Genomic DNA, 26,360 nt, shown 5'->3' on the forward strand with positions numbered 1-26,360 from the left:
GCAGCGCCCGGGGTGCGCCGGACTGTGTACCGGACTGTGGTGAAGGCCCTGACCAATAACTGATGGGGACGGATATGAGCGGATCGAAGGTCGAGCACGGAAAGTTGGGCGGCGCGGTGCTGGCTGTGGATTCGCACGAAAAACCGGCCGAGATCGCCCGCGAATTGCATACGTGGCGCCCGGAAGCCGAGGGCCTCTACGACCCCTCGCAGGAGAAGGATTCCTGCGGCGTCGGCTTCATCGCCAACATCAAGGGCCAGAAGTCGCATCAGATCGTCTCGGATGCGCTGAGCATCCTCTGCAATCTCGAGCATCGTGGCGCGGTCGGCGCCGACCCGCGCTTCGGCGACGGCGCCGGCATCCTGGTGCAGATCCCGCACGCCTTCTTCTCGCGCAAGGCGAAGGAGCTCGGCTTCACCCTGCCCGCCCCCGGCGAATACGCCATCGGCGCGCTGTTCATGCCGCGCGACGAGGCGTGGCGGAACGTCATCAAGAGCATCATCGCCGACCAGATCGAGGACGAGGGTCTGGTGCTGCTCGGCTGGCGCGACGTGCCGACCGACAACTCCTCGCTGGGCGAGACGGTCAAGCCGACCGAGCCGCGCAGCATGCAGGTGTTCATCGGCCGCAACGGCGCCGCCAAGAGCGAGGACGAGTTCGAGCGCAGGCTCTACATTCTCCGCAAGTCGATCTCGCAGGCGATCTATCAGCGCCGCGACCGCGGCATGTCGGGCTATTATCCGTGCTCGATGTCGTGCCGGACCGTGATCTACAAGGGCATGTTCCTGGCCGACCAGCTCGGCAAGTACTACGCCGATCTGCACGAGCCGGACTTCGAGAGCGCGCTGGCGCTGGTGCATCAGCGCTTCTCGACCAACACCTTCCCGACCTGGTCGCTGGCGCACCCGTACCGGATGATCGCGCATAACGGCGAGATCAACACGCTGCGCGGCAACGTCAACTGGATGGCGGCGCGCCAGGCGTCGGTGTCGTCGGAGCTGTTCGGCAAGGACATCAGCCGGCTCTGGCCGATCTCCTATGAAGGCCAGTCCGACACCGCCTGCTTCGACAACGCGCTCGAATTCCTGGTGCAGGGCGGCTACTCGCTGCCGCACGCGGTCATGATGATGATCCCGGAGGCGTGGGCCGGCAATCCGCTGATGACCGAGGAGCGCCGCTCGTTCTACGAATATCATGCCGCGCTGATGGAGCCGTGGGACGGCCCGGCCGCGATCGCCTTCACCGACGGTCGCCAGATCGGCGCCACGCTCGACCGCAACGGCCTGCGGCCGGCGCGCTATCTCGTCACCAAGGATGACCGCATCGTGATGGCGTCCGAGATGGGCGTGCTGAAGATTCCGGAGGACCAGATCGTCACCAAGTGGCGGCTGCAGCCCGGCAAGATGCTGCTGGTCGATCTCGAGCAGGGCCGCCTGATTCCGGACGACGAGATCAAGGCGCAGCTTGCCGCCAGCCATCCCTACACCGAGTGGCTGACGCGCACCCAGATCCAGGTCGAGAAGCTGCCGGACGCGCCAACCAAGGGCGCGCGCACCAATTTGCCGTTGCTCGATCGGCAGCAGGCGTTCGGCTACAGCCAGGAAGACATCGCGATCCTGATGACCCCGATGGCCGCCACCGGCGAGGAGGCCACGGGCTCGATGGGCAACGACACGCCGATCTCGGCGCTGTCGAACAAGCCGAAGCTCTTGTTCACCTACTTCAAGCAGAACTTCGCGCAGGTCACCAACCCGCCGATCGACCCGATCCGCGAGGAACTGGTGATGAGCCTGGTCTCGATCATCGGTCCCAGGCCGAACCTGTTCGACCTCGAAGGCGTCGCCTCGACCAAGCGGCTCGAGGTGCATCAGCCGATCCTGACCGACGCCGACCTCGAGAAGATCCGCTCGATCTCGCAGGTCTCCGACAGCCACTTCGTGTCGCGCACGCTCGACACCACGTTCGATGCGAGCCTGGGCGCCGCCGGCTTCGAGCAGGTGCTCGACGATCTCTGCGGCCGCGCCGAAGCTGCCGTGCGCGAGGGCGTCAACATCATCATCCTGTCTGACCGCATGGTGTCGAGCGACCGGATCCCGATCCCGTCGCTGCTCGCCTGCGCCGCCGTGCATCATCATCTGATCCGCACCGGCCTGCGGACGTCGGTCGGCCTGGTCGTCGAGAGCGGCGAGCCTCGCGAGGTGCATCACTTTGCGTGCCTGGCCGGCTACGGCGCCGAAGCGATCAACCCGTATCTCGCCTTCGAGACGATCATCGCGCTCAAGGACAAGCTGCCGGGCGCGCTGAGCGACTACGAGGTGGTCAAGCGCTACATCAAGTCGATCGGCAAGGGCCTGCTCAAGGTCATGTCGAAGATGGGCATCTCGACCTACCAGTCGTATTGCGGCGCGCAGATCTTCGACGCGGTCGGCCTGCGCGGCGAATTCGTGCAGAAGTTCTTCGCCGGCACCCACAGCCGCATCGAAGGCGTCGGCCTCGCCGAGATCGCCGAAGAGACCACGCGCCGCCACCGCGATGCGTTCGGCGATGCGCTGGTCTACAAGTCGGCGCTCGACGTCGGCGGCGAATACGCCTTCCGCACCCGCGGCGAGGACCATGCCTGGACGGCCGAGTCGGTCGCGACCTTGCAGCATGCGGTGCGCGGCAATTCGCGCGAGCGCTACCAGGCGTTCGCCAAGCTGCTCAACGAGCAGTCGGAGCGGCTGCTGACCCTGCGCGGCCTGTTCCGGATCAAGTCGGCCGAGGACGACAAGCGCAAGCCGGTGCCGCTCGACGAAGTCGAGCCGGCCAAGGACATCGTCAAGCGTTTCGCCACCGGCGCGATGAGCTTCGGCTCGATCTCGCGCGAGGCCCACACGACCTTGGCGATCGCCATGAACCGCATCGGCGGCAAGTCGAACACCGGCGAGGGTGGCGAGGAAGCCGACCGCTTCAAGCCGCTGCCCAACGGCGATTCCATGCGCTCGGCGATCAAGCAGGTCGCCTCGGGCCGGTTCGGCGTGACGACGGAATACCTCGTCAATTCCGACATGATGCAGATCAAGATGGCGCAGGGTGCGAAGCCCGGCGAAGGCGGCCAGCTGCCCGGCCACAAGGTCGACGCCACCATCGCCAAGGTGCGTCACTCGACCCCCGGCGTCGGCCTGATCTCGCCGCCGCCGCATCACGACATCTACTCGATCGAGGATCTCGCGCAGCTGATCTACGACCTGAAGAACGTCAATCCCGACGGTCAGGTCTCGGTCAAGCTCGTGTCCGAAGTGGGCGTCGGCACGGTTGCCGCCGGCGTCGCCAAGGCACGCGCCGACCATGTGACGATCGCGGGCTTCGAGGGCGGCACCGGTGCCTCTCCCCTCACCTCGATCAAGCATGCGGGCTCGCCGTGGGAGATCGGCCTTGCCGAGACGCACCAGACCCTGGTGCGCGAGCGGCTGCGCAGCCGCATCGTTGTCCAGGTCGATGGCGGCTTCCGCACCGGCCGTGACGTCGTCATCGGCGCGCTGCTCGGTGCCGACGAGTTCGGCTTCGCCACCGCGCCCTTGATCGCCGCCGGCTGCATCATGATGCGCAAGTGCCATCTCAACACCTGTCCTGTGGGCGTCGCCACCCAGGACCCGGTGCTGCGCAAGCGCTTCACCGGCCAGCCCGAGCACGTCATCAACTTCTTCTTCTTCGTCGCCGAGGAAGTCCGCGAGATCATGGCAGCCCTCGGCTACCGCTCGTTCAACGAGATGATCGGCCAGGTGCAGATGCTCGACCAGAGCAAGCTGGTGGCGCATTGGAAGGCCAAGGGCCTCGATTTCTCCAAGCTGTTCGTGAAGCAGAAGGAGGAGCCGGGCCAGAAGATCCATCACGCCGAGAAGCAGGACCATCACCTCGACGCCGTGCTCGACCGCAAGCTGATCGAGCAGGCCAGGCCCGCGCTCGACCGCGGCGCGCCCGTGAAGATCGAGGCTGAGATCAACAACACCGACCGTTCGGCGGGCGCGATGCTCTCCGGCGCGGTGGCCAAGATCTACGGCCATGCCGGCCTGCCGCAGGACACGATCCATGTCAGCCTGAAGGGCACCGCTGGCCAGGCCTTCGGCGCCTGGCTCGCCAACGGCGTCACCTTCGAGCTCGAAGGCGAAGGCAACGACTATGTCGGCAAGGGCCTGTCGGGCGGCCGCATCATCGTCAAGCCGCCGCGCAACTCCGGCATCGTGCCGGAGGAGTCGATCATCGTCGGCAACACCGTGATGTACGGCGCCATCTCCGGCGAGTGCTTCTTCCGCGGCATCGCCGGCGAACGCTTCGCGGTGCGTAACTCCGGCGCCGTCGCGGTCGTCGAGGGCGCGGGCGATCATTGCTGCGAGTACATGACCGGCGGCATCGTCGTCGTGCTCGGCAAGACCGGGCGCAACTTCGCGGCCGGCATGTCCGGCGGCGTCGCCTATGTGCTCGACGAGGCCGGCGACTTCGACAAGCATTGCAACATGGCGATGGTCGAGCTCGAGCCGGTGCTGTCGGAGGAGATGATCGCGGAGGACACCTATCACCAGATGGGTGACCTCGAGGCGCATGGCCGCGTCGACGTGTTCAAGAACCTGCTGGCGTCCGACGTCGAGCGCCTGCACGTCCTGATCTCGCGCCACGCCAAGGCGACGGGCTCCAAGCGCGCCGCCGACATCCTGGCGAACTGGAAGGATTTTGCGCCGAAGTTCCGCAAGGTGATGCCGGTCGAGTACCGCCGCGCCCTTCGCGAGCTCGCGGCCAAGACGGATGCCGAGCCGAAGATCGCGATCGGGGCTTGATATCGAACCCTCATGGTGAGGAGGCGCGAGAGCGCCGTCTCGAACCATGAGGCCGAGAGCGGGGCCTCGCCCTTCGAGACGCGGCGCAAGCGCCGCTCCTCAGGGTGAGGGTGAAGAGTGAGACGTCATTGCGAGCGCAGCGAAGCAATCCAGGGCCAAGAAGAAAGTCTGGATTGCTTCGTCGCCTCCGGCTCCTCGCAATGACGAAGTGAGAAGCGAACGGGCCTCATCCTTCGAGACGCGGCGAAGACGCTGCTCACCGGGGATAAGGATAAAGAGCAGAATGTTGATCCCTCATGGTGAGGAGGCGCGAAGGCGCCGTCTCGAACCATGAGGCCCGAGCAGTCAGGGACGTCGTAGGTCATGGGCAAGGTCACAGGTTTTCTCGAAATCGAGCGGCACGATCGCAAGTACGCGCCGGTTGCCGAACGGCTGAAGAACTTCAACGAGTTCGTGGTGCCGCTCTCCGAGAAGGAGCTGCGCGACCAGGCGGCGCGCTGCATGAACTGCGGCATCCCCTATTGCCACGGCACCGGCTCGGCCGCGCCGGGCACCACCGGCTGCCCGGTCAACAACCAGATCCCCGACTGGAACGACCTGATCTACAACGGCAACTGGGAAGAGGCGTCGCGCAACCTGCACTCGACCAACAACTTCCCGGAGTTCACCGGCCGCATCTGCCCCGCCCCGTGCGAGGCGTCGTGCACGCTGAACATCGACGACAATCCGGTGACCATCAAGACGATCGAATGCGCCATCGTCGACAAGGCCTGGGAGAACGGCTGGCTGAAGCCGGAGCCCGCCGCGGTCAAGACCGGCAAGAAGATCGCGGTCGTCGGCGCCGGTCCCGCCGGGCTCGCTGCCGCGCAGCAGCTGGCGCGCGCCGGTCACGACGTCCATGTCTTTGAGAAGAACGCCAAGGCCGGCGGACTTCTTCGCTATGGCATTCCCGACTTCAAGATGGAGAAGGGCATCATCGATCGCCGCATCGCGCAGATGGAAGGCGAAGGCGTCGTCTTCCACTACGGCACCCATGTCGGCGGCAAGGACGGCCTCGATGCCAAGACGCTGCTGAAGGACTACGACGCCGTGGCGCTGACCGGCGGCGCGGAAGCCCCGCGCGACCTGCCGATCCCCGGCCGTGATCTCGCCGGCATCCACTACGCGATGGACTTCCTGCCGCAGCAGAACCGCCGCGTCGGCAACGAGCCGGTCAACGCCACCGACATCCTCGCCGGCGGCAAGCATGTCGTCGTGATCGGCGGCGGCGACACCGGCAGCGACTGCATCGGCACCTCGCTGCGCCAGGGCGCGCTGTCGGTGACGCAGCTCGAGATCATGCCGGCCCCGCCGGAGCGCGAGAACAAGGAGCTGACTTGGCCGAACTGGCCGCTGAAGATGCGGACCTCGTCGAGCCAGGCCGAAGGCGCGGTGCGTGAATTCGCCGTGCTGACGCAGAAGTTCGAAGGCGAGAACGGCGCGGTCAAGAAGATGCACTGCGTGCGCGTCGATGCCCAGTTCAAGCCGATCCCCGGCACCGAGTTCGTGCTCGATGCCGACCTCGTGCTGCTGGCGATGGGCTTCGTGCATCCGGTGCACGAGGGCCTGCTCAAGAGCCTCGGCGTCGACCTCGACCCGCGCGGCAACGTCAAGGCCAACCTGTCGGACTACCAGACCTCGCTGCCAAAAGTGTTCTCCGCCGGCGACATGCGCCGCGGCCAGTCTCTGGTGGTGTGGGCGATCCGCGAGGGCCGCCTCTGCGCCCAAGCCGTCGACAAGTTCCTGATGGGCAAGACCGAGCTGCCGCGCTGAGCGCGGTAGTGCGTAGTTGAATAGATCATCGTTAGACAGCGGACTGCTCACCCCGGCGCCGGTGCGCTCCCCTCCCCCTTGCGGGGAGGGGTCGGGGGTGGGGGTCTCCGGGCGCCGAACGACGTGGAGTTCGCTGGCCCTGTATTAGCCAGCGCCAGTCGCAACTCTCGCCGACGCTCTCCCTCTTAGCGACTTCCGTCATTGCGAGCGAAGCGAAGCAATCCAGAGTCGCTTGCTCAGCCCTGGATTGTTTCGCTTCGCTCGCAATGACGCGGTGAAATCGTGAACTCCCACGAAAGCTTCGCCCGCTGCCTATAGCCGAGCTCTCGCCGCGGAGAGCGGGACTCGTGGACCCCCACCCCCGACCCCTCCCCGCAAGGGGGAGGGGAGCGCACCATCTGCGCGATCGAGATGAATTTCATTCCGCAAACATCACGGAAAAAAAGGGTGGGAGCTTCCTCGGCATGAGTTGTCGCGCGGCCTGAAGTGGCAGGTCAGGCCGTGGTTCATGTTCGATTGGATGAGCGTCGAAGCGTCAGAGTCGACGTTTCACCGTGAAGCCCCCACCCGTCCTGGCCGGGAGGCCAGCTCGGATGAGCCGCTGAATGCGCAGCTCTGATTTCAGGAGGGGTCAGACTGTCGTTCGCGAGAATTGCCCGTTTTCAAAATGCCCTCAAAAATTACCCGCATCGCGTGCGTCGTGATGTTCCGTCGTGCTGGATGTTCCGCATTTTCAGCATCCGGACACCGCGAGCTTCATCAAGTTCCCTCAACCTAGAAGTGCGACTCTTAAGATAATCACAATGAAACCGTCGGCATTTGCATAAACAAAGCGGGAAGCCGCAAAAACTCGAGCGACTCGACCATCTCCCAACGAGACGAGCGGGGGATCAGATCGTCGTCCGTGCCCAGATGTCTTCGATCGCCACGGGCGGCGTTACGCGGAAGATCTCGTCCATGACGCGGCCGAGTTCGGCCGCGCTCTCGATGATGCGCTCCGCGATAACCTCGCCGTCACGCGCCTGCCGCTGGTAGCGGCGGCCGACCAGCTTGTGCCGTTCGCCGGGCTGCACGCGCTCCATCATCAGCGTATGCGTGGCCGGCACGGTCGGGTTTGTGGAGGTGTACCAGTTGCCCAACACGTAGTCGGCGTGGATCTGCGGCGCGAGATCGAACGCATACATCATGCGCCAGCCGGCCGGCTGCTTAGCACTCACCGTAGTGAGGTTATTCCACGTTCCGATCCGGAACGTTCCCATCGGCGTCTGCTGCTCGGGCCCGATCTCCAGACGAACCGGCGCGTCCATCATGCAGATGCCGAAGCCGACATCGACCAGATGCGGATGGCCGTCGATCTCGACCAGCAGCATCATGTGCTGGCGCGGCCCGAGCGGATCCTCCGGTGCCGAGCGCCAGCGCACGCGTCCTGTCAGGCCGGTGACGTGGAAACCGATGTCCTCCAGCACCGCCTTGAACAGCACGTTCTGCTCGAAGCAGTAGCCGCCGCGGCGGCTATGCACCAGCTTCTGCTGCACCGACGGCAGGTCGACGTGAACCGGCCGGCCCAGCAGCGGATCGAGTGCCTCGAACGTGATGGCGTCGACATGCGCGGCCTGCAGCGCCGCCAGTGTCGCCATGTCCGGCGCCAGCGGACCGCGATGGCCGATGCGTGCGAGGTATGACTCCAGGTCTAACGCGTCCTGCATGATCAGCTCTCGATGCGTGCCCAGATCTGCTCGGCCGTCACCGGTGGCGAGACGCCGAACACCTCGTCGATCACACGGCCCAGCGCTTCCGGCGTCTCGATGACCTGCTCGCTCCTGACCTCGCCATCACGGGCCTCGATGACCAGGCGGCGATTGACGAGCTTGTAGCGTACCTCTGCTGTCAGCCGCTCGAGGATCAGCACCGAGGTGAACGGCGTCAGCGGACTGGTGGAGGTGAACCAGTTGCCGAGCACGTAGTCGGCATGAATCTGCGGAACGAGGTCGAACACGTACATCATGCGCCAGCCGGTCGGCTGCTTCGCCGCGAGCCAATGCAGCCCATCGGAGATGGTGAGGCGGAAGGTGCCCATCGCCGTCGCCTGTTCCACGTCCGGCAGCAGACGCAGCGGCGTATCGAGCAGGCAGGAGCCGAAGCCGACATCGGCGAGATAAGGCCCCTCCGGCAGGTCGACCTTGAGCATCATGTGCGTGCGCGGCGTCAGCGGCGCGTCGGCGTCGAGCCGCCAGCGCACCCGCGCCGACAGCGGCGTCACCGCAAAGCCGATCGCCTCCAGCGCCGCCCTGAACAGCGCGTTCTGCTCGAAGCAATAGCCGCCACGGCGGCCGTCGACGATCTTGGCCTGCACCGCGGCGAGATCGATGTTCACGGGACGGGCGAGCAAGGGATCGATGCCCTCGAACGCGACAGCGTCGACATGCGCGGCCTGCAAGCCGGCCAGCGTCTCGAAGCTCGGCGTCCGCGGCCCGCGATAGCCGATGCGCGCGAGATACTTGTCGAGATCGAATTGCTCAGGCATCGCTCCCCTCTCAGTCACTGCCCGAGCCATACCATGCCGCACGGACGACAGACAGTCGAACGCCCGCATGGAGGCCCTGCTCTGCCGCTCATTGCACCTGCTTGCTCCAGCGATCGGCGAAGCGGTGCAGCGGGAGAAAGGTCTCCAGCAGCTCGCGTCCGAGCGGCGTCAGGCCATAGCCGTCGTCGCCGAGCTGCAGAAAGCCGGCACCGCGCAGCTCATCCAGCCGGGTCTGCAGCACGGTCGGGGACGCATCATCGCAGGCCGCACGCAGCGCCCGTGAGGTGAGCTCGCTTTGGCGCAGCTCCCACAGGATGCGCAGCGACCAGCGGCGGCCGAGCAGATCGAGCAGCGCCATGATCGGCCGGCCCGTGCGCGAGCCGCGCGCCCGAAGCGGCTTGGAGAGGCGAGTCATTGTGCGATCTCCCTGGGGTCTTGCGGATTGCTACACAAAGTGTAGCGTACCGCTACGATATATGTAGCACACCAGCCGGAAGGACGCCATCATGCCCCGCATTGCCGCCCTGCAGCCGCCCTACCCGGCCGATGTTCAGGCCCAGTTCGATCAGATCATGCGCGGCGCGCCACCCTTGATTCTGTTCCGCGTCATGGCCGGCCACGCCCGCGCCTGGGACAAATTCCGCAGCGGCAGCCTGCTCGATCGCGGCCCGCTGTCGTTGCGCGAGCGCGAAATCGTCATCGACCGGACCTGCGCCCTCAATTCTTGCGAATATGAATGGGGCGTCCACGTCGCAACTTTTGCAGCCGCGGCCGGCCTGACGGCGCAGCAGATCGATGCGACGGTGCTCGGCCGGGCCGATGCGTCATGCTGGTCGAAGCAGGAGCAGACGCTGATTGCAGCGGTGGACGCGCTGCATGCGCGGGCGAGCCTGGATGAGAACGAGTTTGCCGAATTGAGCGCCTGCTACGACGACGACCAGGTGCTCGAAGTCATACTGCTGTGCGGCTTCTACCGCACGGTCTCCTGCCTGGCCAACGCGCTCGCACTTCCGCTGGAACCCGGCGCGACGCGCTTCCCGCGCGCCGCCGAGGCGATCTAGACGAGCGCTTCCTTAGAACCGGCGATCGAGCTTCCGCCATCCCCGCAACTGTCATGCTCTGCGAAGGCGGAGCATCCAGTACTCCGCAGCAGAGGATATTGCACCGAGGCGTCACGGCGTACTGGATCGTCCGCTTTCGCGGACGATGACAGCGGGGCCGGCATAATCAATGTGCCAGGACTTTGGAAACGGCGTCCAGTCGATCACGCCACCCCGGCCCGCAGCAGGTCGTGCATGTGCAGGATGCCGACGGGCTTTAAGCCATCGGTCACGATCAGCGTCGTGATCTTGGCGGAGTTGAGGATCTCCAGCGCCTCGGAGGCGAGCGCCTCGCGGCGGACGGTGCGCGGGTTGGCGGTCATGATCTCGTCGACCGAGACCGACAGCAGATCGGCCCGCATCTTCCGGCGCAGATCGCCGTCGGTGATGATGCCTGCGACATGGCCGCGGCCGTCGACGATGATGACGCAGCCGAGTCCCTTGGCCGACATCTCGGTCAGCGCATCCGCCATGCCGGTGCCGAGCGGCTTCAGCGGCACCGCGTCGCCGGAGCGCATCAGGTCGGAGATGTGCTTGAGCATGGCGCCGAGCTTGCCGCCGGGATGGAAATTGGCGAATTCCAGTGCGGTGAAGCCGCGGCCCTCGAGCAGCGCGATCGCCAGCGCGTCGCCGATCGCGGCCTGCATCAGGGTCGAGGTGGTCGGCGCCAGATTGTGCGGGCAGGCCTCGCGCGCCTTCGGCAGCTCCAGCACGATGCGCGCCGCCTGTCCCAGCGACGACTGCGCGTTCGAGGTGATCGCGATCATCGGGATGGCAAAGCGCTTGGTGTAGTTGACCAGCGTCTTCATCTCCGGCTGCTCGCCGGACCACGACAGCGCGATGACGACGTCGTCGGAGGTGATCATGCCGAGATCGCCGTGGCCGGCCTCGGCGGAGTGCACGAAGAAGGCGGGCGTCCCGGTCGAGGCCAGCGTCGCCGCCATCTTGCGGGCGACGTGGCCCGACTTGCCGAGCCCGGTGAGGATCGCGCGGCCCTTGGCCTGGCGGATCAGCTCGACGGCGGCGGCGAAGGCCGGGCCCAGCGGGCCGCGCAAGGCGGCGGAGATCGCGGCGATGCCGTTGCTGCCGGCGTCAAGCGTGCGCAGCGCCGATTGAATGTCCGCGTTGGCGGGAAGGGCTTGTTGCAACGGCTTCGATCTCGGCATTCGGCTTCCAAGGCTGAGACAGTCAGGCGCCGCTCTTTAGCATGGGTAAGGCAGCAAGGCGTCATCAACAGCCCATTAACCATATTTGTTTTTACTCCCTTAATGACGGCGTTTGCCGGCGGCGCTCGGCCGCTCGGCGAAATGAATGATTTTGTTGGAGTTTTCAGATCGTGGGGTGGAGGCCTGACAGCGGCCGCGCGGCGCGCATGCGACGATGGCGCGGTGCCTCCGCGGCGTGCCTGCTGCTCGGCGCACTCGGCCCGGGCGCGGTGCAGGCGCAGACCCTCGACGTGTTCCGTCCGGTGCGCGACGGCTTTCTCGCCCCGCAGGACTCGCCGCTGCGGCGAACCGCTGTCAGTGGCCTGTCGGACGCCGTGGCGGCCCCCGGCCAGCCCGCCCCGCCCGCTCCCGCCGGCTCCGCCGTGCGCCCAACACGGGCTCCGCTGCCCGGCGTACCGGCCGCCAGCGGCGCCGCCGATGTCGGCTATGATTCGCTGAACCGGACGCGCAAGAAGCCGAAATACTATCCCGCCCAGGCGCGGCCGAAGCCGCCGCCGGGCCCCGGCACGCGTCCCTCCGGGGAGTTGACCGGGCAGTTGCGCCCCACCCTACCGCCCTCGGCCAGCGCCGCCCGGCCGCCGGTGCCGGCTGCGATCGCGGGCACCGTGCCCGGCCAGCCGCCGCGCAAACGGCTCAGGATCGACGACGACCCGTTCGGCGCGGTCGGCGACTATGTCGGCCCGTTCCTGATCAAGGGCGCGGTGGAATTGTCCGCCGGCTACGACAGCAACCCGGCGCGGCTCGGCAATCCACGCGGCATGCCGGCCTGGATGGTCGCGCCGGAATTCCTCGCGGTGTCGAACTGGGACCGCCACGCTTTCGTCGCCGACCTGCGCGGCTCGTTCACCGGCTATGGCAGCACCCTGCCGGCGACGATGGACGGCGGCATCAATTCAGCGCCGACCACGCTCGATCGGCCCGATTTCACCGGCCATGTCGATGGCCGTCTCGATATCACGCGCGACACCTCGGTCGGCGCGCAACTGCGGCTGCGCGCGGCGACCGACAATCCCGGCAGCCCGAGCGTGCAGGCCGGCCTCGCCCGCTATCCGATCTACACGACGCTCGGGACCACCGTCGGCTTCGACCAGCGCTTCAACCGGCTGCAGGTCTCGGCCGGCGCCACCGCCGACCGCACCACCTATCAAGAGAGCAAGCTGACCGACGGCACGACGACCTCGAACGACGACCGCAACTACAACCAGTTCGGCGGCATCGGCCGGGTGTCCTACGAGGTCACGCCCGGGCTGAAGCCGTTCGCGGAGGTCCAGGGCAACACCCGGACCTACGACCTGCGGCTCGACCGCTCCGGCTATCAGCGCGATTCGGCGGGCGGCTACGCCAAGGCCGGCACCTCGTTCGAGTTCACGCGGCTTCTGACCGGCGAGCTCTCGCTCGGCTACGCGACGCGCAGCTACACCGATCCGCGGCTCAACCGGCTGCAGGGATTTTTGACCTCGGCCTCGCTGGTGTGGTCGGTGACGCCGCTGACGACGGCGCGGTTCCTGTCCGACACGCAGGTCGCCGAGACCACGGTCGCCGGCGCCTCCGGGGTGCTGGTGCGCACCTACACGGTGCAGGTCGACCACGACTTCCGGCGCTGGCTGACCGGCATCGGCAAGTTCACCTTCGGCACGCTGGACTATCAGGGCTACAACCGCAACGACCGCACCTATTCGGCCGAAGGCAACCTCGTCTACAAGATGACGCGCGAACTCTGGGTCAAGGGCTCGCTGCGCTATGACAAGCTGGATTCGAACATCACGGGCGCGGGATCGTCCGGCACCGTGGTGATGCTGGGCGTGCGGCTGCAGAATTGAGCCCCTGCTCTCTCCCCGTCATTGCGAGGAGCGAAGCGACGAAGCAATCCAGAGTCGCGCGCGCGGCCCTGGATTGCTTCGCTCCGCTCGCAATGACGCGGTGAGGCCATCGCATCGGTCGAGCGACATCACCACAGCGCTACGCCGCGGTCACCGTCAGATGTGCGCCGTCGGCTTGCACGATGCGGACGCGGCTGCCGGCGGGGGTGTCGGGGCCGGCGACGCGCCAGACGGTGTCGTCGATGCGGACGGTGCCGTTGCCGTCGATGATCGGCTTCTCCAGCGTGAACTCGCGGCCCACCAGCGCCGCGGAGCGGCGGTTGAGGAATGGGTTGTCCTGTGACGGCGCCGCATTGGCGCGTGCGAGCCGCCGCCACAGCGGCACGGCGGCGAGCGAGAACAGCGCGAACAGCAGGATCTGCAGCTGCCATCCGGGCGCAAACACAAACGACAGCAGGCCGACCACGAGTGCGGCTAGGCCGAGCCAGATCAGGAACACGCCCGGCGCGAGCAGCTCCAGCGCCATCAGGATGATGCCGAAGATCAGCCAGTTCCAGGTGCCGAGCGTCACGAACATGTCGCTCATAATGACCTCCGTCCTCAGGCCTGCGGCGACACGGGCGGCTTCGGCGGCGTGCCCGCTGATGGCACCGAGCCGCCGCGGCGCGCGGCCGCAACGGCTGACGCCGCGCTCTCGCCGAACGTCGCCTTGGCGATCTCGCCGATGCCGGCCAGCGAGCCGAGCATGCCGGTCGCCTCGATCGGCAGCATGATCACCTTCTGGTTCGGGGAATCAGCGAGCTGGCCGAACGCCTTGATGTATTTGTCGGCGATGAAGTAGTTGAGCGCCGCGACGTCGCCCTTGCCGATCGCGTCCGACACCATCTGCGTCGCCTTGGCCTCGGCCTCGGCGGCGCGCTCGCGCGCCTCGGCATCGAGGAACGCCGACTGCCGGCGACCTTCGGCCTGCAGGATCTGGCTCTGCTTGGCGCCTTCCGCGCGGAGAATCTCGGACTGGCGCTGGCCCTCGGCCTGCAGGATGTCGGCGCGCTTGACGCGCTCGGCCTTCATCTGCCGGCCCATCGCCTCGACGAGATCCGCAGGGGGCACGATGTCCTTGATCTCGATGCGGTTGACCTTGAGACCCCAGGGCGACACCGCGGCGTCGACGACGCGCAAGAGCCGCTCGTTGATCTCGTCGCGATGCGACAGCACCTGGTCGAGATCCATCGATCCCATCACCGAGCGGATGTTGGTCATGGTCAGCGTGATGATCGCCTGGTTCAGGTTGGCGACCTCGTAGCTCGCCTTCGCCGCGTCGAACACCTGGTAGAACGCGACGCCGTCCACCGTAACGGTGGCGTTGTCCTTGGTGATGACCTCCTGCTCGGGGATGTCGATCACCTGCTCCATCATGTTGATCTTGCGGCCGATGCGATCGAAGAAGGGCACGATGATGTTGAGGCCCGGCGACAGCGTGCGGGTGTATTTGCCGAACCGCTCCACGGTCCAGTCGAACCCCTGCGGCACGGTCTTCACGCCGGAATACAGGGTGAAGATGACCAGCAGCACCAGCGCTATGGCGAAAATGTCGAAACCGCTCATGGATCCTCCAAGGAAGGAGACAGCGTCTCCTCACCAGCCTCCGCAGCCATCACAATCTAGGGATTGCTACATGATTTTGTCGGGGGTCCGATGGTCGCGGTTCAGGAAAGTATTTTCGAAGGTTGCAGCGGTATTAACCTTGCGCCGCCGCACAGCTCACCTAGCGAGCGGAAGGAGCGGCGGCTCAGAGCCAGCCAGCCCGTTACAGCCAGCCTTGCAGCTCGCGCAGCACCAATTGCCGCAGCACCTCCATGCCCGGGGCGCTGTCGTTCAGGCAAGGCACGGCGGAGAATTCCTCGCCGCCATTGTGCTTGAAGATCTCGCAGTTCTCGCCGGAGATCTCCTCCAGCGTCTCGAGGCAGTCGGCGGCGAAGCCCGGCATGACAACCGCGATGCGCTTGACGCCGTCCTTGGCGAGCTTCTCGATCGTCTTGTCGGTGTAGGGCTGCAGCCACTCCGAGAAACCGAAGCGCGACTGGAACGTCAGCAGCAGCTGGGTGTCGTCCATGCCGAGCCGCTTGCGCAAGAGTTCGGTGGTCGCCACGCATTGCTCGCGATACGGATCGCCCTTGTCGACATATTCCTTCGGCATGCCGTGGAACGAGGCGACGATCAGCTCGGGCTTATAGGACAGCGTCTTGAGGTGATCCTCGATCGAGACCGCCAGCGCCTCGATGTAGAAATCGTCGTTGTAGTAAGGTGGCGTCACCCGCAGCGTCGGCTGCGCGCGCAGCTCGGTCAGCACGCGGAACGCCTCGTCGCAGACGGTCGCCGAGGTCGCCGCCGAATATTGCGGATACAGCGGCACGACCAGGATGCGGTCGCAGCCTTTGGCCATCAGGCCATCGACGCCGGCCTTGATCGATGGATTGCCATAGCGCATCGCCCAGTCGACGATGACGTGGCTGCGGTCGGCGATCGCGGCCGCAAGCTTCTCGCTCTGCGCCCGCGTGATCGTCTTCAGCGGCGATTCGTTCTTCTCGTTGTTCCAGATCGACTGGTAATCCTTGGCCTTCTTTCGCGGCCGGACGTTGAGGATGATGCCGTTGAGGATGATCTTCCACAGCAGGCCCTGGTCCTCGATCACGCGGCGGTCGGACAGGAATTCCTTCAGATAGACGCGCACGCCGGCCGCGTCGGCGGTGTCGGGCGTTCCCAGATTGACCAGCAGCACACCGACGCGCGACGTGGGCGCGACCGGCAACGGCTTGGCATCGACAGGCTTGATTTCTGCAGCCTTGGTTTCTGCAGGCCTGGCATTGTCCCGAGAGATGGCGGCGGTCATGATGCCCGTGACTGGTGAAGGGCGTGGCTTGGCGGCTTGTTTCGACATTGTCAAGATAAGGGCCATTTCACCGATGTCATCGGGCCGGAGGAGCCATGACGATTGCAGAATTGTGCATTTTCGCCAGCGTAATGCTCTACCTCTTAACGATCGTGCCGGCGAAGTGGATCAGCGTCGACGGCACCGGCCGCTTTGACAATGCCCGGCCCCGCGATCCCGCCTTTTATCAGGGCGGCCTCCGCGAGCGGGCGCTGGGCGCCCACCAGAACGGCATCGAGGCGTTCCCGTTCTTCGCCGCAGCCGTCCTGCTGGCCGAGTTCCGCGCGGCGCCCCAGAACCTGATCAACGAGCTGTCGGTGCTGTTCGTGATCGTGCGCATCGCCTACGTCCTGACTTACATCGGCGACCGGCCGTCGCTGCGCTCGATCCTGTGGACCATCGGGTTCCTGATCACGGTCGGGATCTTCTTTCTCCCCCTGCTGCGCAGCTACCTGCCGGTTTGAACGGCCTGGCCGTGAGCGGCGTCACATCTGCGCGCCCCAGAGCATGCTAACCACAACCTCCGACACTTCCCCGTCTGCACCCTTTTTGTTTCCGCTTTGATCCGGTCGGCTACGGCCAGTTGATTGGATTTGGCGGCGAAATTCCCTATAGGGCGGGGTGAATTCGACGGCTGTCGCGGCGCTCTCAGGCCGCCAGAGGGATTGTGATGACTGTGACCAGCTCGGCCTCCGCGCGCGCGCCGCGCGACCCGGGAAATTACCAGACTGCCCTGCAATCGACGGTGCGGGCGGCGGCGGACTGGCTGATCGCCAACCAGAAGCCGGACGGCCATTGGGTCGGCCGGGCCGAGTCCAACGCCTGCATGGAGGCGCAATGGTGCCTCGCGCTGTGGTTCCTGGGGCTCGAGGACCATCCACTGCGCAAGCGCCTGGGCCAGTCGCTGCTCGACAGCCAGCGCCCCGACGGCGCCTGGCAGGTCTATTTCGGCGCGCCCAATGGCGACATCAATGCGACCGTCGAGGGCTACGCCGCGCTCCGCTCGCTCGGTTTCCGTGACGACGAGCCGGCGGTGCGCCGCGCCCGGGAATGGATCGAGGCCAAGGGCGGCCTGCGCAACATCCGCGTCTTCACCCGCTATTGGCTCGCGCTGATCGGCGAATGGCCGTGGGAGAAGACGCCGAACATCCCGCCCGAGGTGATCTGGTTTCCGCTGTGGTTTCCGTTCTCGATCTACAATTTTGCGCAATGGGCGCGCGCGACGCTGATGCCGATCGCGGTGCTGTCGGCGAAGCGGCCGAGCCGGCCGCTGCCGCCGGAGAACCGGCTCGATGCGCTGTTTCCGCGCGGGCGCGACGCGTTCGACTATGAGCTGCCGGTGAAGGCCAATGCCGGCGGCTGGGACAAGTTCTTCCGCGGCGCCGACAAGGTGCTGCATGCCCTGCAGAACCTCGGCAACAGGCTCAATCTCGGCCTGTTCCGCCCGGCGGCGACCAGCCGCGTGCTGGAATGGATGATCCGTCACCAGGATTTCGACGGCGCCTGGGGCGGCATCCAGCCGCCCTGGATCTACGGCCTGATGGCGCTCTACTCGGAAGGCTATCCGCTCAATCATCCCGTGGTCGCCAAGGGTCTCGACGCGCTGAACGACCCCGGCTGGCGCGTCGATGTCGGCGACGCCACCTTCATCCAGGCCACCAACAGCCCGGTGTGGGACACGATCCTCACTTTGCTCGCCTTCGACGATTCCGGCGTGCTCGGCGACTATCCTGATGCGGTCGACAAGGCCGTCAACTGGGTGCTCGACCGCCAGGTGCGCGTGCCCGGCGACTGGTCGATGAAGCTGCCGCACGTCAAGCCGGGCGGCTGGGCGTTCGAATACGCCAACAACTACTATCCCGACACGGACGACACGGCTGTGGCGCTGATCGCGCTGGCGCCGCTGCGCCATGATCCCAAGTGGAAGACCAAGGGCATCGACGAGGCCATTGCGCTCGGCGTCGACTGGCTGATCGGCATGCAGAGCCAGGGCGGCGGCTGGGGCGCGTTCGACAAGGACAACAACCAGACGATCCTGACCAAGATTCCGTTCTGCGACTATGGCGAGGCGCTCGATCCGCCCTCGGTCGACGTCACCGCGCACATCGTCGAGGCGTTCGGCAAGCTCGGCATCTCGCGCAACCACCCGTCGATGGTGCGCGCACTCGACTATATCCGGAAGGAACAGGAGCCGAGCGGCCCATGGTTCGGCCGCTGGGGCGTCAACTACGTCTATGGCACCGGCGCAGTGCTGCCGGCGCTCGCCGCGATCGGCGAGGACATGACCCAGCCCTATATCGGCCAAGCCTGCGACTGGCTGCTTCAGCACCAGCAGGCCGATGGCGGCTGGGGCGAGAGCTGCGCCTCCTACATGGACATCAGCGCGGTCGGCCGCGGCACCACCACGGCGTCGCAGACGGCGTGGGCGCTGATGGCGCTGCTCGCCGCCAACCGTCCTCAAGATAAGGACGCGATCGAGCGCGGCTGCATGTGGCTGGTCGAGCGCCAGTCCGCCGGCACCTGGGACGAGCCCGAATTCACCGGCACCGGTTTCCCCGGCTACGGCGTCGGCCAGACCATCAAGCTGAACGACCCCGCTCTGCAGGAGCGCTTGATGCAGGGCCCCGAACTCTCCCGCGCCTTCATGCTCCGCTACGGCATGTACCGCCACTACTTCCCACTGATGGCGCTGGGACGCGCGCTGCGGCCGCAGGGGCATGGGTAGCGGCGAGCGGTGACACCGCTACGTCGTAATAATCACCTCCGCGCGGTGCCAATTAATGCGCCCTCTCCCCTTGTGGGAGAGGGCATGTAGGAAAGCGCCGCAAACTCGGTTGGGTGAGGGGTATCTCTCCACGAGCGTCGCACGCCGAGAGATACCCCTCACCCAACCGCATACGCGGATGGGCCAACGATGCCCTCTCCCACAAGGGGCGAGGGCGCTGTATCGCGCAGCGTATTTGCTGCGACAGTGAATAGGTCTTCAGAAACAAGTCGTGCGTTCCGCCGCCATGTAGCCGAGCAGCAGTCCCACGCCGAACAACAGCACCAGGCCCGCCGCGCCGAATTCAAGGCCGCGCATGATCAACGCGCCGCCGCCGTCGCGGCCGGCGCTGAGGCGGCGGGCGATGTCCTTGGCGGCGACGGCGATGACCGCGATGGTGGCGACGGTGATCGCGGTGCCCATGCCCATCACGATGGTGGCGGCGACACCGGCCCAGAACAGGCCCTGGGCCAAGGCGAACACCAGCACCAGGATCGCGCCCGAGCACGGGCGGATGCCGGCGGCGAAGATCGCCTGAAAACCGCGCTGCCAGCCGCCGGGGCCGGCGAGCTCGCTCGGTGCCGGGCCGTGGGAATGGCCGCAGCCGCAATCGTCGCCGTGGACGTGATCGTGATGCACGTGGTCATCACCGGCATGACCGTGCGCCGCCGCCTGGGCGTGAGCGTGACCGTTGTGATGATCATGACCGTGGTGATCGTGGCCGTGATGATGGTCATGACCATGGTGGTCGTGACCATGATGGTGGTCGTGACCATAATGATCATGAGGCGCGCGATGCTGATGATCATGCGCGTGGCCGTGATCATGCCCCGACGGCCCCACCACCGCCGCTGGCGCTCCGGCCATTGCCAGCGCTGGCGCCGCCGGCTGCCACGTCCGCAGGAACGCCGCGCCCTTGACCCAGACCAGCCGCGCGCCGAGCAGCGCGATCAGGCCGTAGCTGGCGATCTCCACCACCTTCTCGGCGCTGCACATGCTGGCCGCCGTGGCATTCAGCAGCACGGCGCCGATGCCGACGATGGCCACCGCCACCAACGCCTGCATCAGGCCCGACGCGAACGACAGCACGATGCCGCGCTTCGCCGTCTCCTGGTTGGCGACGAGATACGACGCGATGACCGCCTTGCCATGACCGGGACCGGCCGCATGGAAAATGCCGTAGGCGAACGAGATCGCGAGCAGCCACCACACCGCCGAGCCGTCCTCCTTGGCGGCGCGGATCGCGCCCGACATCTGCCGGTAGAACTCCGACTGCTTGGCGAGCAGCCAGCCGACGATGCCACCGACCTGCGGCTCGGCCGCGGGCGCGCCGAACGGCGGCTTGGCGAACAGCACGTGTGAGGCGGCGTCGGCAGCAACCAGCGCGGCGAGAATCGCAGCACAGGTCAGGAGCGGCCGGGCGGAGCTGGAGCGATGCGGCTTCATGGGCAGTCCACCGAGATCTTGTTGGCGAAGTTCATGCCGAAATTGGCGTTCGCCCCGCCGCTCAGGAACGTCTGCTCGTTCATCGTCTGGGCGACAGAGCCGCCGTCGTTCGGTCTGACCAGGCCGAACTTGCAGCCCTGGGGAGCGCTGACCAGCTTGACCGGATCCTTCTCCGCCATCTGGAAATCGATGAAGTAGCTCGGATCGTAGACCTCGACCTGGAGCTCCCTCGGCTTCACCGGGGCCTTCAGCGGCAAGGTGAAGTGCAAGGTCAGCTTGGTGTCCTTGTATTCGAGATAGTAGTCGACGGGATCGACCAGCTTCTGCTTGCGGCCGTCGGCCTTGACGAAGGTGAAGTAGGCATACTCCTTCAGCGACTCGGCGTTGGTCTGCGCCAGCGGCGCCAGCTCCTCGCGGGTGTAGACGCCCTTCTGCTTGGTCTCGAGACCCTGCAGCGCGTAGGTCGCGAACATGTCGTCGAAGGTCCAGGCATGGCGCACGCCGGTCACCGTGCCGTCGGCCGCGTAGAGCAGCTCGCTGGTGGCGGTGACCCAGACATGCGGATGGGCGTGAGCTGCGCCGGCGCCGAGCATCAGCGCGAGCACAGCAAGAACGGTCCTGAGCATCCTCACCGCGTCACGCCGCTTTTCAAGCCGCCTTGGGAACGTCGAGCAGGCCGCGCCGGCGCAGCAGCGCGTCGGGCTCGGGCTCGCGGCCGCGAAACGCGACATAAGCCGCTTCCGGATCGAGCGAGCCGCCCGAGGAGTAGACGTTGTCGTGGAGTCGCTTGGCGACGGCGGGATCGAAGATGTTGCCGGCTTCCTCGAAGGCCCCGAAGGCATCCGCATCCATCACCTCCGACCACATGTAGCTGTAATAGCCCGCCGCATAATGGTCTCCCGAGAAGATGTGGCCGAATTGGGTCGGCCGGTGGCGCAGCGCGATCTCCTGGGGCATGCCGATCTTCTCCAGCTCGGCCTTCTCGAACGCGCGCACGTCCTTCGACGCCGACGCCGGCTGAGTGTGGAATTCGAGATCGATCAGCGCCGAGGAGACGAACTCGACAGTGGCAAAGCCCTGGTTGAAGCGGCGTGCCGCGAGGAAGCGATCGAGCAGATCCTGCGGCAGCGGCTCGCCGGTCTGGTAGTGCCGCGCGAAGGTCTGCAGTACCTCGGGCCGCTCCTGCCAATGCTCGTAAAGCTGCGACGGCAGCTCGACGAAGTCGGTGAACACCGACGTGCCCGAAAGCGACGGATAGGTCACGTTGGACAGGATGCCGTGCAGGCCATGGCCGAACTCGTGGAACAGCGTGCGGGCATCGTCCGGCGACAGCAGCGAGGGCTGGCCGTCGGCGCCCTTGGCGAAGTTGCAGACGTTGATGATCAGCGGCGCGATGTCACCGTCGAGCTTCTGCTGGTCACGCAGGGAGGTCATCCAGGCGCCGGAGCGCTTTGAGGGCCGCGCGAAGTAGTCGCCATAGAACAGCGCCTTGTGGCTGCCATCGGCCGCCTTGATCTCCCACACCCGCACGTCCGGGTGCCAGACCGGGATGTCCTTGCGCTCGGCGAAGGTGATGCCGAACAGCCGCGTCGCGCAGTCGAAGGCGGCTGCGATCATGTTGTCGAGCGACAAATACGGCTTGATCGACGCGTCGTCGAAGTTCGCCTTCGCCTGGCGCAGCTTCTCGGCGTAATAGCGCCAGTCCCAGGCCTCGAGCTTGAAGTTGCCGCCCTCCGCCGTGATCATCTCCTGCAGCTGGTCGCGATCGGCCAGCGCCTTGGCGCGCGCCGGCTTCCACACCCGCTCCAAGAGGCCGCGCACGGCCTCCGGCGTCTTCGCCATGGAGTCCTCCAGGCGATAGGCCGCGAAGTTCGGGAAGCCCATGATCTGGGCGGCTTCCTCGCGGAGCCTGAGGATGTCGCCAATGACGGCGTTGTTGTCGTTGGAATTGCCATTGTCGCCCCGCGCGGTGAAGGCCTTGAACACCTTCTCGCGCAGGTCGCGGCGGGCGGAGCTCTGCAGGAACGGCTCGACCGAGGAGCGCGACAGGGTCACGATCGCCTTGCCGGGCTTGCCGCGCTCCTCGGCGGCTGCCTTGGCGGCAGCGACGAAGCTGTCGGACAGGCCGGCGCGGTCATCCTCGCCGAGCTCCAGGAACCAGTCCTGCTCGTCGCCGAGCACGTGATGGCTGAAGGTAGTGCCGAGCTGGGCGAGTTGCTCGTTGATCTCGGCCATGCGCGCCTTGGCCTCGTCCTTGAGGCCGGCGCCGGCGCGGTGGAAGCGGGTGTAGGTGCGCTCGAGCAGCCGCTGCTCCTCGCCCGTGATCTTGAGCGTCTTGCGGTTGTCGTGCAGCAGCGCGATGCGGCCAAACAGCACGGCGTTCATCATGATTGGGTTCCAGTGCCGCGCCATCCGCAGCGACACCTCCTTGTCGATCTCCAGGATCGCCGGGTTGGAATGCGCCGAGACGAGGTCGTAGAACACGGCCGCGACCTTCGACAGCAGCTTGCCCGAGCGCTCCAGCGCTGTGATGGTGTTGGCGAAGTCGGGCTCCGCCGGATCGTGGGTAATTGCGGTGATTTCAGCGGTGTGATCGGCGAAAGCGCGCTCGAAGGCCGGCAGGAAGTGCTCGGGCTTGATCGCGTCGAAGGGCGGTGTCTGGTGCGGGGTCTCCCAGGCTCCGAGCAGCGGATTGCTCTGGGCGTCGATCGAGGCGGTCGTATCGGACATCGGCTCTTGCTCTCCGGATCAAACAGGCGCCCCTCTTACCACGGAGAGGGTCCTTTTTGGGTCATTTCCCCTTGAAGGCCGGAGCCATTTCGGAGAGATTGCGCCCCTCAAAAGGACCCCGGACCATGAGCGCAGACAGCACCTCGAAGCCCGCCCGCCAGATCGCCTGGCAGACCGTGATCACCGTGGTCTCGGCGGCGATCCTGATCGGCGCGGAAGTGTTCGGCGCGGCCTTCGCTGGCGGCTGGGCGCTGGCGATTCTGTTCGGGCTCGGCGACCAGGGCGCGCACATCCTGCAGGCCGTGCTGTTCGCGCTCGGCGTGTTCGTGATGATTGGCTTCATCCGCGGCGCACAGCGCGTCGAGCCGTTCACCAAGCGCGCCTGAGTCGCAGGAAACACTGTCCTGCAAGCGTGAACGCGTTACGAAAGTTTAAGCTCGCTTAACGTCCGTTCAGACATCGGCGCCGCTCTGTGTGTCGCGCAAGCACAGATTAGGGAAATCTTTCCCCGCGTCGAAAAATGCCTTGCGAACGAAATTCAAAACGCATATTTCCCGTTCTGCCCAATTTCGCACGTGCCTGTGGTCGTGTGTCAGTCGGTAGGTATCCGGACAAGAGGCCGGACAGCCGCCAAGGGATGAGGAACCGAGGGGCCCTCGGATCGTTGCGATCAAGATCAGTTCGATCGACATCGTCATGCTCCAAGAGCCCAGCATCTCTCTCAAGAGATGCCGCTGAAGGTCACCCCATCTTTTGCAACCGTGACTGGCAGCCGGAGGCGAACCGGCGCACCCCGCTCTCAACGGGGGACGCGACTTAAAGCAACGACGGATCGGGCTTTTTTGGTCTCTACCGGCAGTCCAAAGCCGGCGCGGGCTACTGAAAAGGCTTGTCCTTCATTGCCAGGTGTGCGGGCGGGAAATTCCCAACCAATCCACGGCAGCACAATTCGGCTACGGGTCTGAGGTTTTGTCGCCTTTCCATCGGGCGGCGACGCCAAGGCAGCCGTGTCGGGATCATTTTGAACGGGCCACGTCGCAAACGGGCCGTTTGGAGGGTGCTATGACCGAACGTATCCGGGAATTCCTGCGCAACCGCCGCGAGGAAGGTCTGGACCACGAGCCCTGTCTCGTCGTCGACCTCGACATCGTGCGCGACAACTACATGAGCTTCGCTCGGGCGCTGCCGGACAGCCGCGTGTTCTACGCGGTCAAGGCCAACCCGGCGCCGGAAGTGCTGTCGCTGCTCGCCTCGCTCGGCTCGTCGTTCGACACGGCAACGGTCGCCGAGATCGAGATGGCGCTGGCCGCCGGTGCGACGCCGGACCGCATCTCCTATGGCAACACCATCAAGAAGGAGCGGGACATCGCGCGCGCCTATGCGCTCGGCATCCGCCTGTTCGCGGTCGACTGCGCCGCCGAGGTCGAGAAGATCTCGCGCGCAGCGCCGGGCGCGAAGGTGTTCTGCCGCATCCTGTACGATTGCGCCGGCGCCGAGTGGCCGCTGTCGCGCAAGTTCGGCTGCGATCCGGAGATGGCGGTGGAAGTGCTGGACCTGGCGAAGCGCCTGGGGCTGGAGCCGTGCGGCATCTCGTTCCATGTCGGTTCGCAGCAGCGCAAGGTGAAGGCGTGGGACCGCGCGCTGGCAATGGCCTCGACGGTGTTCCGCGACTGCGCCGAGCGCGGCATCAACCTGACCATGGTGAACATGGGCGGGGGCTTCCCGACCAAGTACCTGAAGGACGTGCCGCCGGTCGTGCAGTACGGCCGCTCGATCTTCCGTGCGCTGCGCAAGCATTTCGGCAACCAGATCCCGGAGACGATCATCGAGCCGGGCCGCGGCATGGTCGGCAATGCCGGGATCATCGAGTCGGAAGTGGTGCTGATCTCGAAGAAGAGCGACGAGGACGAGCTGCGCTGGGTCTATCTCGACATCGGCAAGTTCGGCGGCCTCGCCGAGACGATGGACGAGTCGATCCGCTACGCCATCCGCACCCCGCATGACGGTGCGGACATGACCCCGTGCGTGCTCGCCGGCCCGACCTGCGATTCGGCCGACGTGATGTACGAGAAGCTGCCGTATCCGCTGCCGGTGACGCTCTCGATCGGCGACAAGGTGCTGATCGAGGGGACCGGGGCGTATACCTCGACCTACTCGTCGGTGGCCTTCAACGGCATTCCGCCGCTGAAGACCTATCACATCTGATCCGGCCTGCTGCCTCACCGCGGTGAGGCGATCAGAAGCCCCGGGTGGTTAGCCCACCCCGACCCTTCCCCGCTTGCGGGGGAGGGAGCGATCCACCGTCATCTTCAATCTGACATCACGTGTTTGCGCGCGGGCGAAGGCCCGTGGCGCAGGCCGGGGACTGACGTGCCATGACCGCTTTTCGCATCCCAATGACTGCGCCAAATCGGACTGCCGCTCCGTTCGCGATCCGTGCGGAACGAGCCTCCGACGTCCCGGCGCGCGAGACGCTGCTCGATGCCTGCTTTGGCGACAATCGCCATGAGCGCACCTGTCAGCGCCTGCGCGACGGACGCGCGCCCGCCGCAGGCCTTGCCCTGTCGGCGGTTCGCGGCGGCCAGCTCGTGGGAACGCTGCGGCTGTGGCACGTCAGCGCCGGCGGACGCGACGCACTGATGCTCGGGCCGCTGGCGGTCGCGGCCGAGGCGCGCAGCCTTGGCGTCGGCGCTGCGCTGATGAATGCCGCGCTGATGATCGCGGCGTCGCGCGGCCATGGTGCCGTGGTGCTGCTCGGCGACGCGCCCTATTACGCCCGGTTCGGCTTCGACTGCGCCAAGACGGCCGCGCTCGAGCTGCCCGGCACATTCGAGCGCGCGCGCCTGCTCGGCCTGGAGCTGGTCGACGGTGCGCTGGATGGCGCGGCCGGCATGATCGTCGCTACCGGCGCGCCGGAGCGGAAGGCCCGCCGCGCGCGCCGCGAGCGGCCATTGCCATGCGCGGCGTGAGCGCCAAGCCGGCCGCGCCGCCGCGGCGGCGGACGTGGCTGCCGACGCTGGTGCTGATCCTGCTCGGCATCATGATCGTCCGCGACATCATGATCCGGCGCTGGAGCAGCCCGCCCGCGGGACCCGATGTGACGCGGCTGCGTTAGGCATGCCGGAACTGCGCCCCGCGGCCGCCCCGCCAGGGGTTGCGCAGGTGCAGCAAAAGCTCTTTAACCCCCGAAAATCCCCC

General features: G+C 66.2%; 20 protein-coding genes. 10 read left to right on the top strand and 10 right to left on the bottom strand.

Annotated elements, in window-relative coordinates; genetic code table 11:
• Positions 1 to 74: 74 nt before the first annotated feature.
• Positions 75 to 4,811: a glutamate synthase large subunit gene (gene gltB, locus ACQR1I_RS26905; RefSeq protein ID WP_434869251.1), complete on the top strand. Its 4,737-nt coding sequence runs from the start codon at positions 75 to 77 to the stop codon at positions 4,809 to 4,811.
• Positions 4,812 to 5,174: 363 nt separating this feature from the next.
• Positions 5,175 to 6,623 carry a glutamate synthase subunit beta gene (locus ACQR1I_RS26910; RefSeq protein ID WP_434869250.1) on the top strand — a complete coding sequence of 483 codons (1,449 nt, stop codon included), beginning with the start codon at positions 5,175 to 5,177 and terminating at the stop codon, positions 6,621 to 6,623.
• A gap of 890 nt (positions 6,624 to 7,513) precedes the next feature.
• Here the strand turns inward: ACQR1I_RS26910 and ACQR1I_RS26915 are convergent.
• From ACQR1I_RS26915 to ACQR1I_RS26925, 3 genes are all read right to left on the bottom strand, one after another.
• Entirely contained in the window at positions 7,514 to 8,329 is an 816-nt protein-coding gene (locus tag ACQR1I_RS26915) for an arylamine N-acetyltransferase family protein (RefSeq protein WP_434869249.1), read from the bottom strand.
• Between the two features lie 2 nt (positions 8,330 to 8,331).
• Positions 8,332 to 9,147, bottom strand: a complete 816-nt coding sequence (locus ACQR1I_RS26920) for an arylamine N-acetyltransferase family protein (RefSeq protein ID WP_434869248.1) — start codon at positions 9,145 to 9,147, stop codon at positions 8,332 to 8,334.
• Positions 9,148 to 9,235: 88 nt separating this feature from the next.
• Positions 9,236 to 9,562 carry a winged helix-turn-helix transcriptional regulator gene (locus tag ACQR1I_RS26925; protein ID WP_434869247.1) on the bottom strand — a complete coding sequence of 109 codons (327 nt, stop codon included), beginning with the start codon at positions 9,560 to 9,562 and terminating at the stop codon, positions 9,236 to 9,238.
• Between the two features lie 91 nt (positions 9,563 to 9,653).
• Here ACQR1I_RS26925 and ACQR1I_RS26930 point away from each other — a divergent pair, with 91 nt between their 5' ends.
• Complete coding sequence (locus ACQR1I_RS26930; protein WP_434869246.1) at positions 9,654 to 10,208, top strand: carboxymuconolactone decarboxylase family protein; 555 nt, start codon at positions 9,654 to 9,656, stop codon at positions 10,206 to 10,208.
• 203 nt (positions 10,209 to 10,411) lie between these two features.
• Here the strand turns inward: ACQR1I_RS26930 and ACQR1I_RS26935 are convergent, their stop codons facing one another.
• Positions 10,412 to 11,413 (bottom strand): KpsF/GutQ family sugar-phosphate isomerase, encoded by a 1,002-nt coding sequence (locus ACQR1I_RS26935; RefSeq protein ID WP_434869245.1) that lies wholly within the window; start codon positions 11,411 to 11,413, stop codon positions 10,412 to 10,414.
• Positions 11,414 to 11,583: 170 nt separating this feature from the next.
• Here ACQR1I_RS26935 and ACQR1I_RS26940 point away from each other — a divergent pair, with 170 nt between their 5' ends.
• On the top strand, positions 11,584 to 13,293 hold the full coding sequence (locus ACQR1I_RS26940) for an outer membrane beta-barrel protein (protein ID WP_434869244.1): 1,710 nt from the start codon (positions 11,584 to 11,586) through the stop codon (positions 13,291 to 13,293).
• Positions 13,294 to 13,432: 139 nt separating this feature from the next.
• On the opposite strand, the gene ACQR1I_RS26945 is transcribed toward ACQR1I_RS26940, so the two are convergent.
• From ACQR1I_RS26945 to hemH, 3 genes are all read right to left on the bottom strand, one after another.
• Entirely contained in the window at positions 13,433 to 13,879 is a 447-nt protein-coding gene (locus tag ACQR1I_RS26945; RefSeq protein ID WP_434869243.1) for an NfeD family protein, read from the bottom strand.
• Between the two features lie 14 nt (positions 13,880 to 13,893).
• A complete protein-coding gene (locus ACQR1I_RS26950) occupies positions 13,894 to 14,898 on the bottom strand; it encodes an SPFH domain-containing protein (RefSeq protein ID WP_434869242.1) in 1,005 nt (334 codons plus the stop codon).
• Positions 14,899 to 15,100: 202 nt separating this feature from the next.
• A complete protein-coding gene (hemH, locus tag ACQR1I_RS26955; protein ID WP_434869241.1) occupies positions 15,101 to 16,183 on the bottom strand; it encodes a ferrochelatase in 1,083 nt (360 codons plus the stop codon).
• Between the two features lie 95 nt (positions 16,184 to 16,278).
• Here hemH and ACQR1I_RS26960 point away from each other — a divergent pair, with 95 nt between their 5' ends.
• Together ACQR1I_RS26960 and shc are read left to right on the top strand one after the other, a co-directional pair.
• A complete protein-coding gene (locus tag ACQR1I_RS26960) occupies positions 16,279 to 16,686 on the top strand; it encodes an MAPEG family protein (protein ID WP_434869240.1) in 408 nt (135 codons plus the stop codon).
• A 206-nt stretch (positions 16,687 to 16,892) separates the two neighbouring features.
• Complete coding sequence (shc, locus tag ACQR1I_RS26965) at positions 16,893 to 18,947, top strand: squalene--hopene cyclase (RefSeq protein WP_434869239.1); 2,055 nt, start codon at positions 16,893 to 16,895, stop codon at positions 18,945 to 18,947.
• Positions 18,948 to 19,205: 258 nt separating this feature from the next.
• Here the strand turns inward: shc and ACQR1I_RS26970 are convergent, their stop codons facing one another.
• The 3 genes from ACQR1I_RS26970 to ACQR1I_RS26980 are packed head-to-tail and all read right to left on the bottom strand — an operon-like array spanning position 19,206 to position 23,162.
• Entirely contained in the window at positions 19,206 to 20,432 is a 1,227-nt protein-coding gene (locus tag ACQR1I_RS26970; protein WP_434869238.1) for a nickel/cobalt transporter, read from the bottom strand.
• Entirely contained in the window at positions 20,429 to 21,058 is a 630-nt protein-coding gene (locus ACQR1I_RS26975; RefSeq protein ID WP_434869237.1) for a DUF1007 family protein, read from the bottom strand. Before ACQR1I_RS26975 ends, ACQR1I_RS26970 begins: the two co-directional genes overlap by 4 nt.
• 22 nt (positions 21,059 to 21,080) lie before the next feature.
• Entirely contained in the window at positions 21,081 to 23,162 is a 2,082-nt protein-coding gene (locus ACQR1I_RS26980) for a M3 family metallopeptidase (protein WP_434869236.1), read from the bottom strand.
• A 125-nt stretch (positions 23,163 to 23,287) separates the two neighbouring features.
• Between ACQR1I_RS26980 and ACQR1I_RS26985 the strand changes: the two genes are divergently transcribed.
• The 4 genes from ACQR1I_RS26985 (at position 23,288) to ACQR1I_RS27000 (ending at position 26,277) form a co-directional block, all read left to right on the top strand.
• Positions 23,288 to 23,548 carry a hypothetical protein gene (locus tag ACQR1I_RS26985; RefSeq protein WP_434869235.1) on the top strand — a complete coding sequence of 87 codons (261 nt, stop codon included), beginning with the start codon at positions 23,288 to 23,290 and terminating at the stop codon, positions 23,546 to 23,548.
• 676 nt (positions 23,549 to 24,224) lie between these two features.
• Positions 24,225 to 25,367 (top strand): type III PLP-dependent enzyme, encoded by a 1,143-nt coding sequence (locus ACQR1I_RS26990; protein ID WP_434869234.1) that lies wholly within the window; start codon positions 24,225 to 24,227, stop codon positions 25,365 to 25,367.
• A gap of 170 nt (positions 25,368 to 25,537) precedes the next feature.
• A complete protein-coding gene (locus ACQR1I_RS26995; protein ID WP_434869233.1) occupies positions 25,538 to 26,131 on the top strand; it encodes a GNAT family N-acetyltransferase in 594 nt (197 codons plus the stop codon).
• Complete coding sequence (locus ACQR1I_RS27000; protein WP_434869232.1) at positions 26,119 to 26,277, top strand: hypothetical protein; 159 nt, start codon at positions 26,119 to 26,121, stop codon at positions 26,275 to 26,277. Before ACQR1I_RS26995 ends, ACQR1I_RS27000 begins: the two co-directional genes overlap by 13 nt.
• Positions 26,278 to 26,360 lie beyond the last annotated feature (83 nt).

The sequence above is a fragment of the Bradyrhizobium sp. HKCCYLS2038 genome (genome assembly GCF_051167655.1).
In the GTDB taxonomy this organism is placed as follows: domain Bacteria; phylum Pseudomonadota; class Alphaproteobacteria; order Rhizobiales; family Xanthobacteraceae; genus Bradyrhizobium.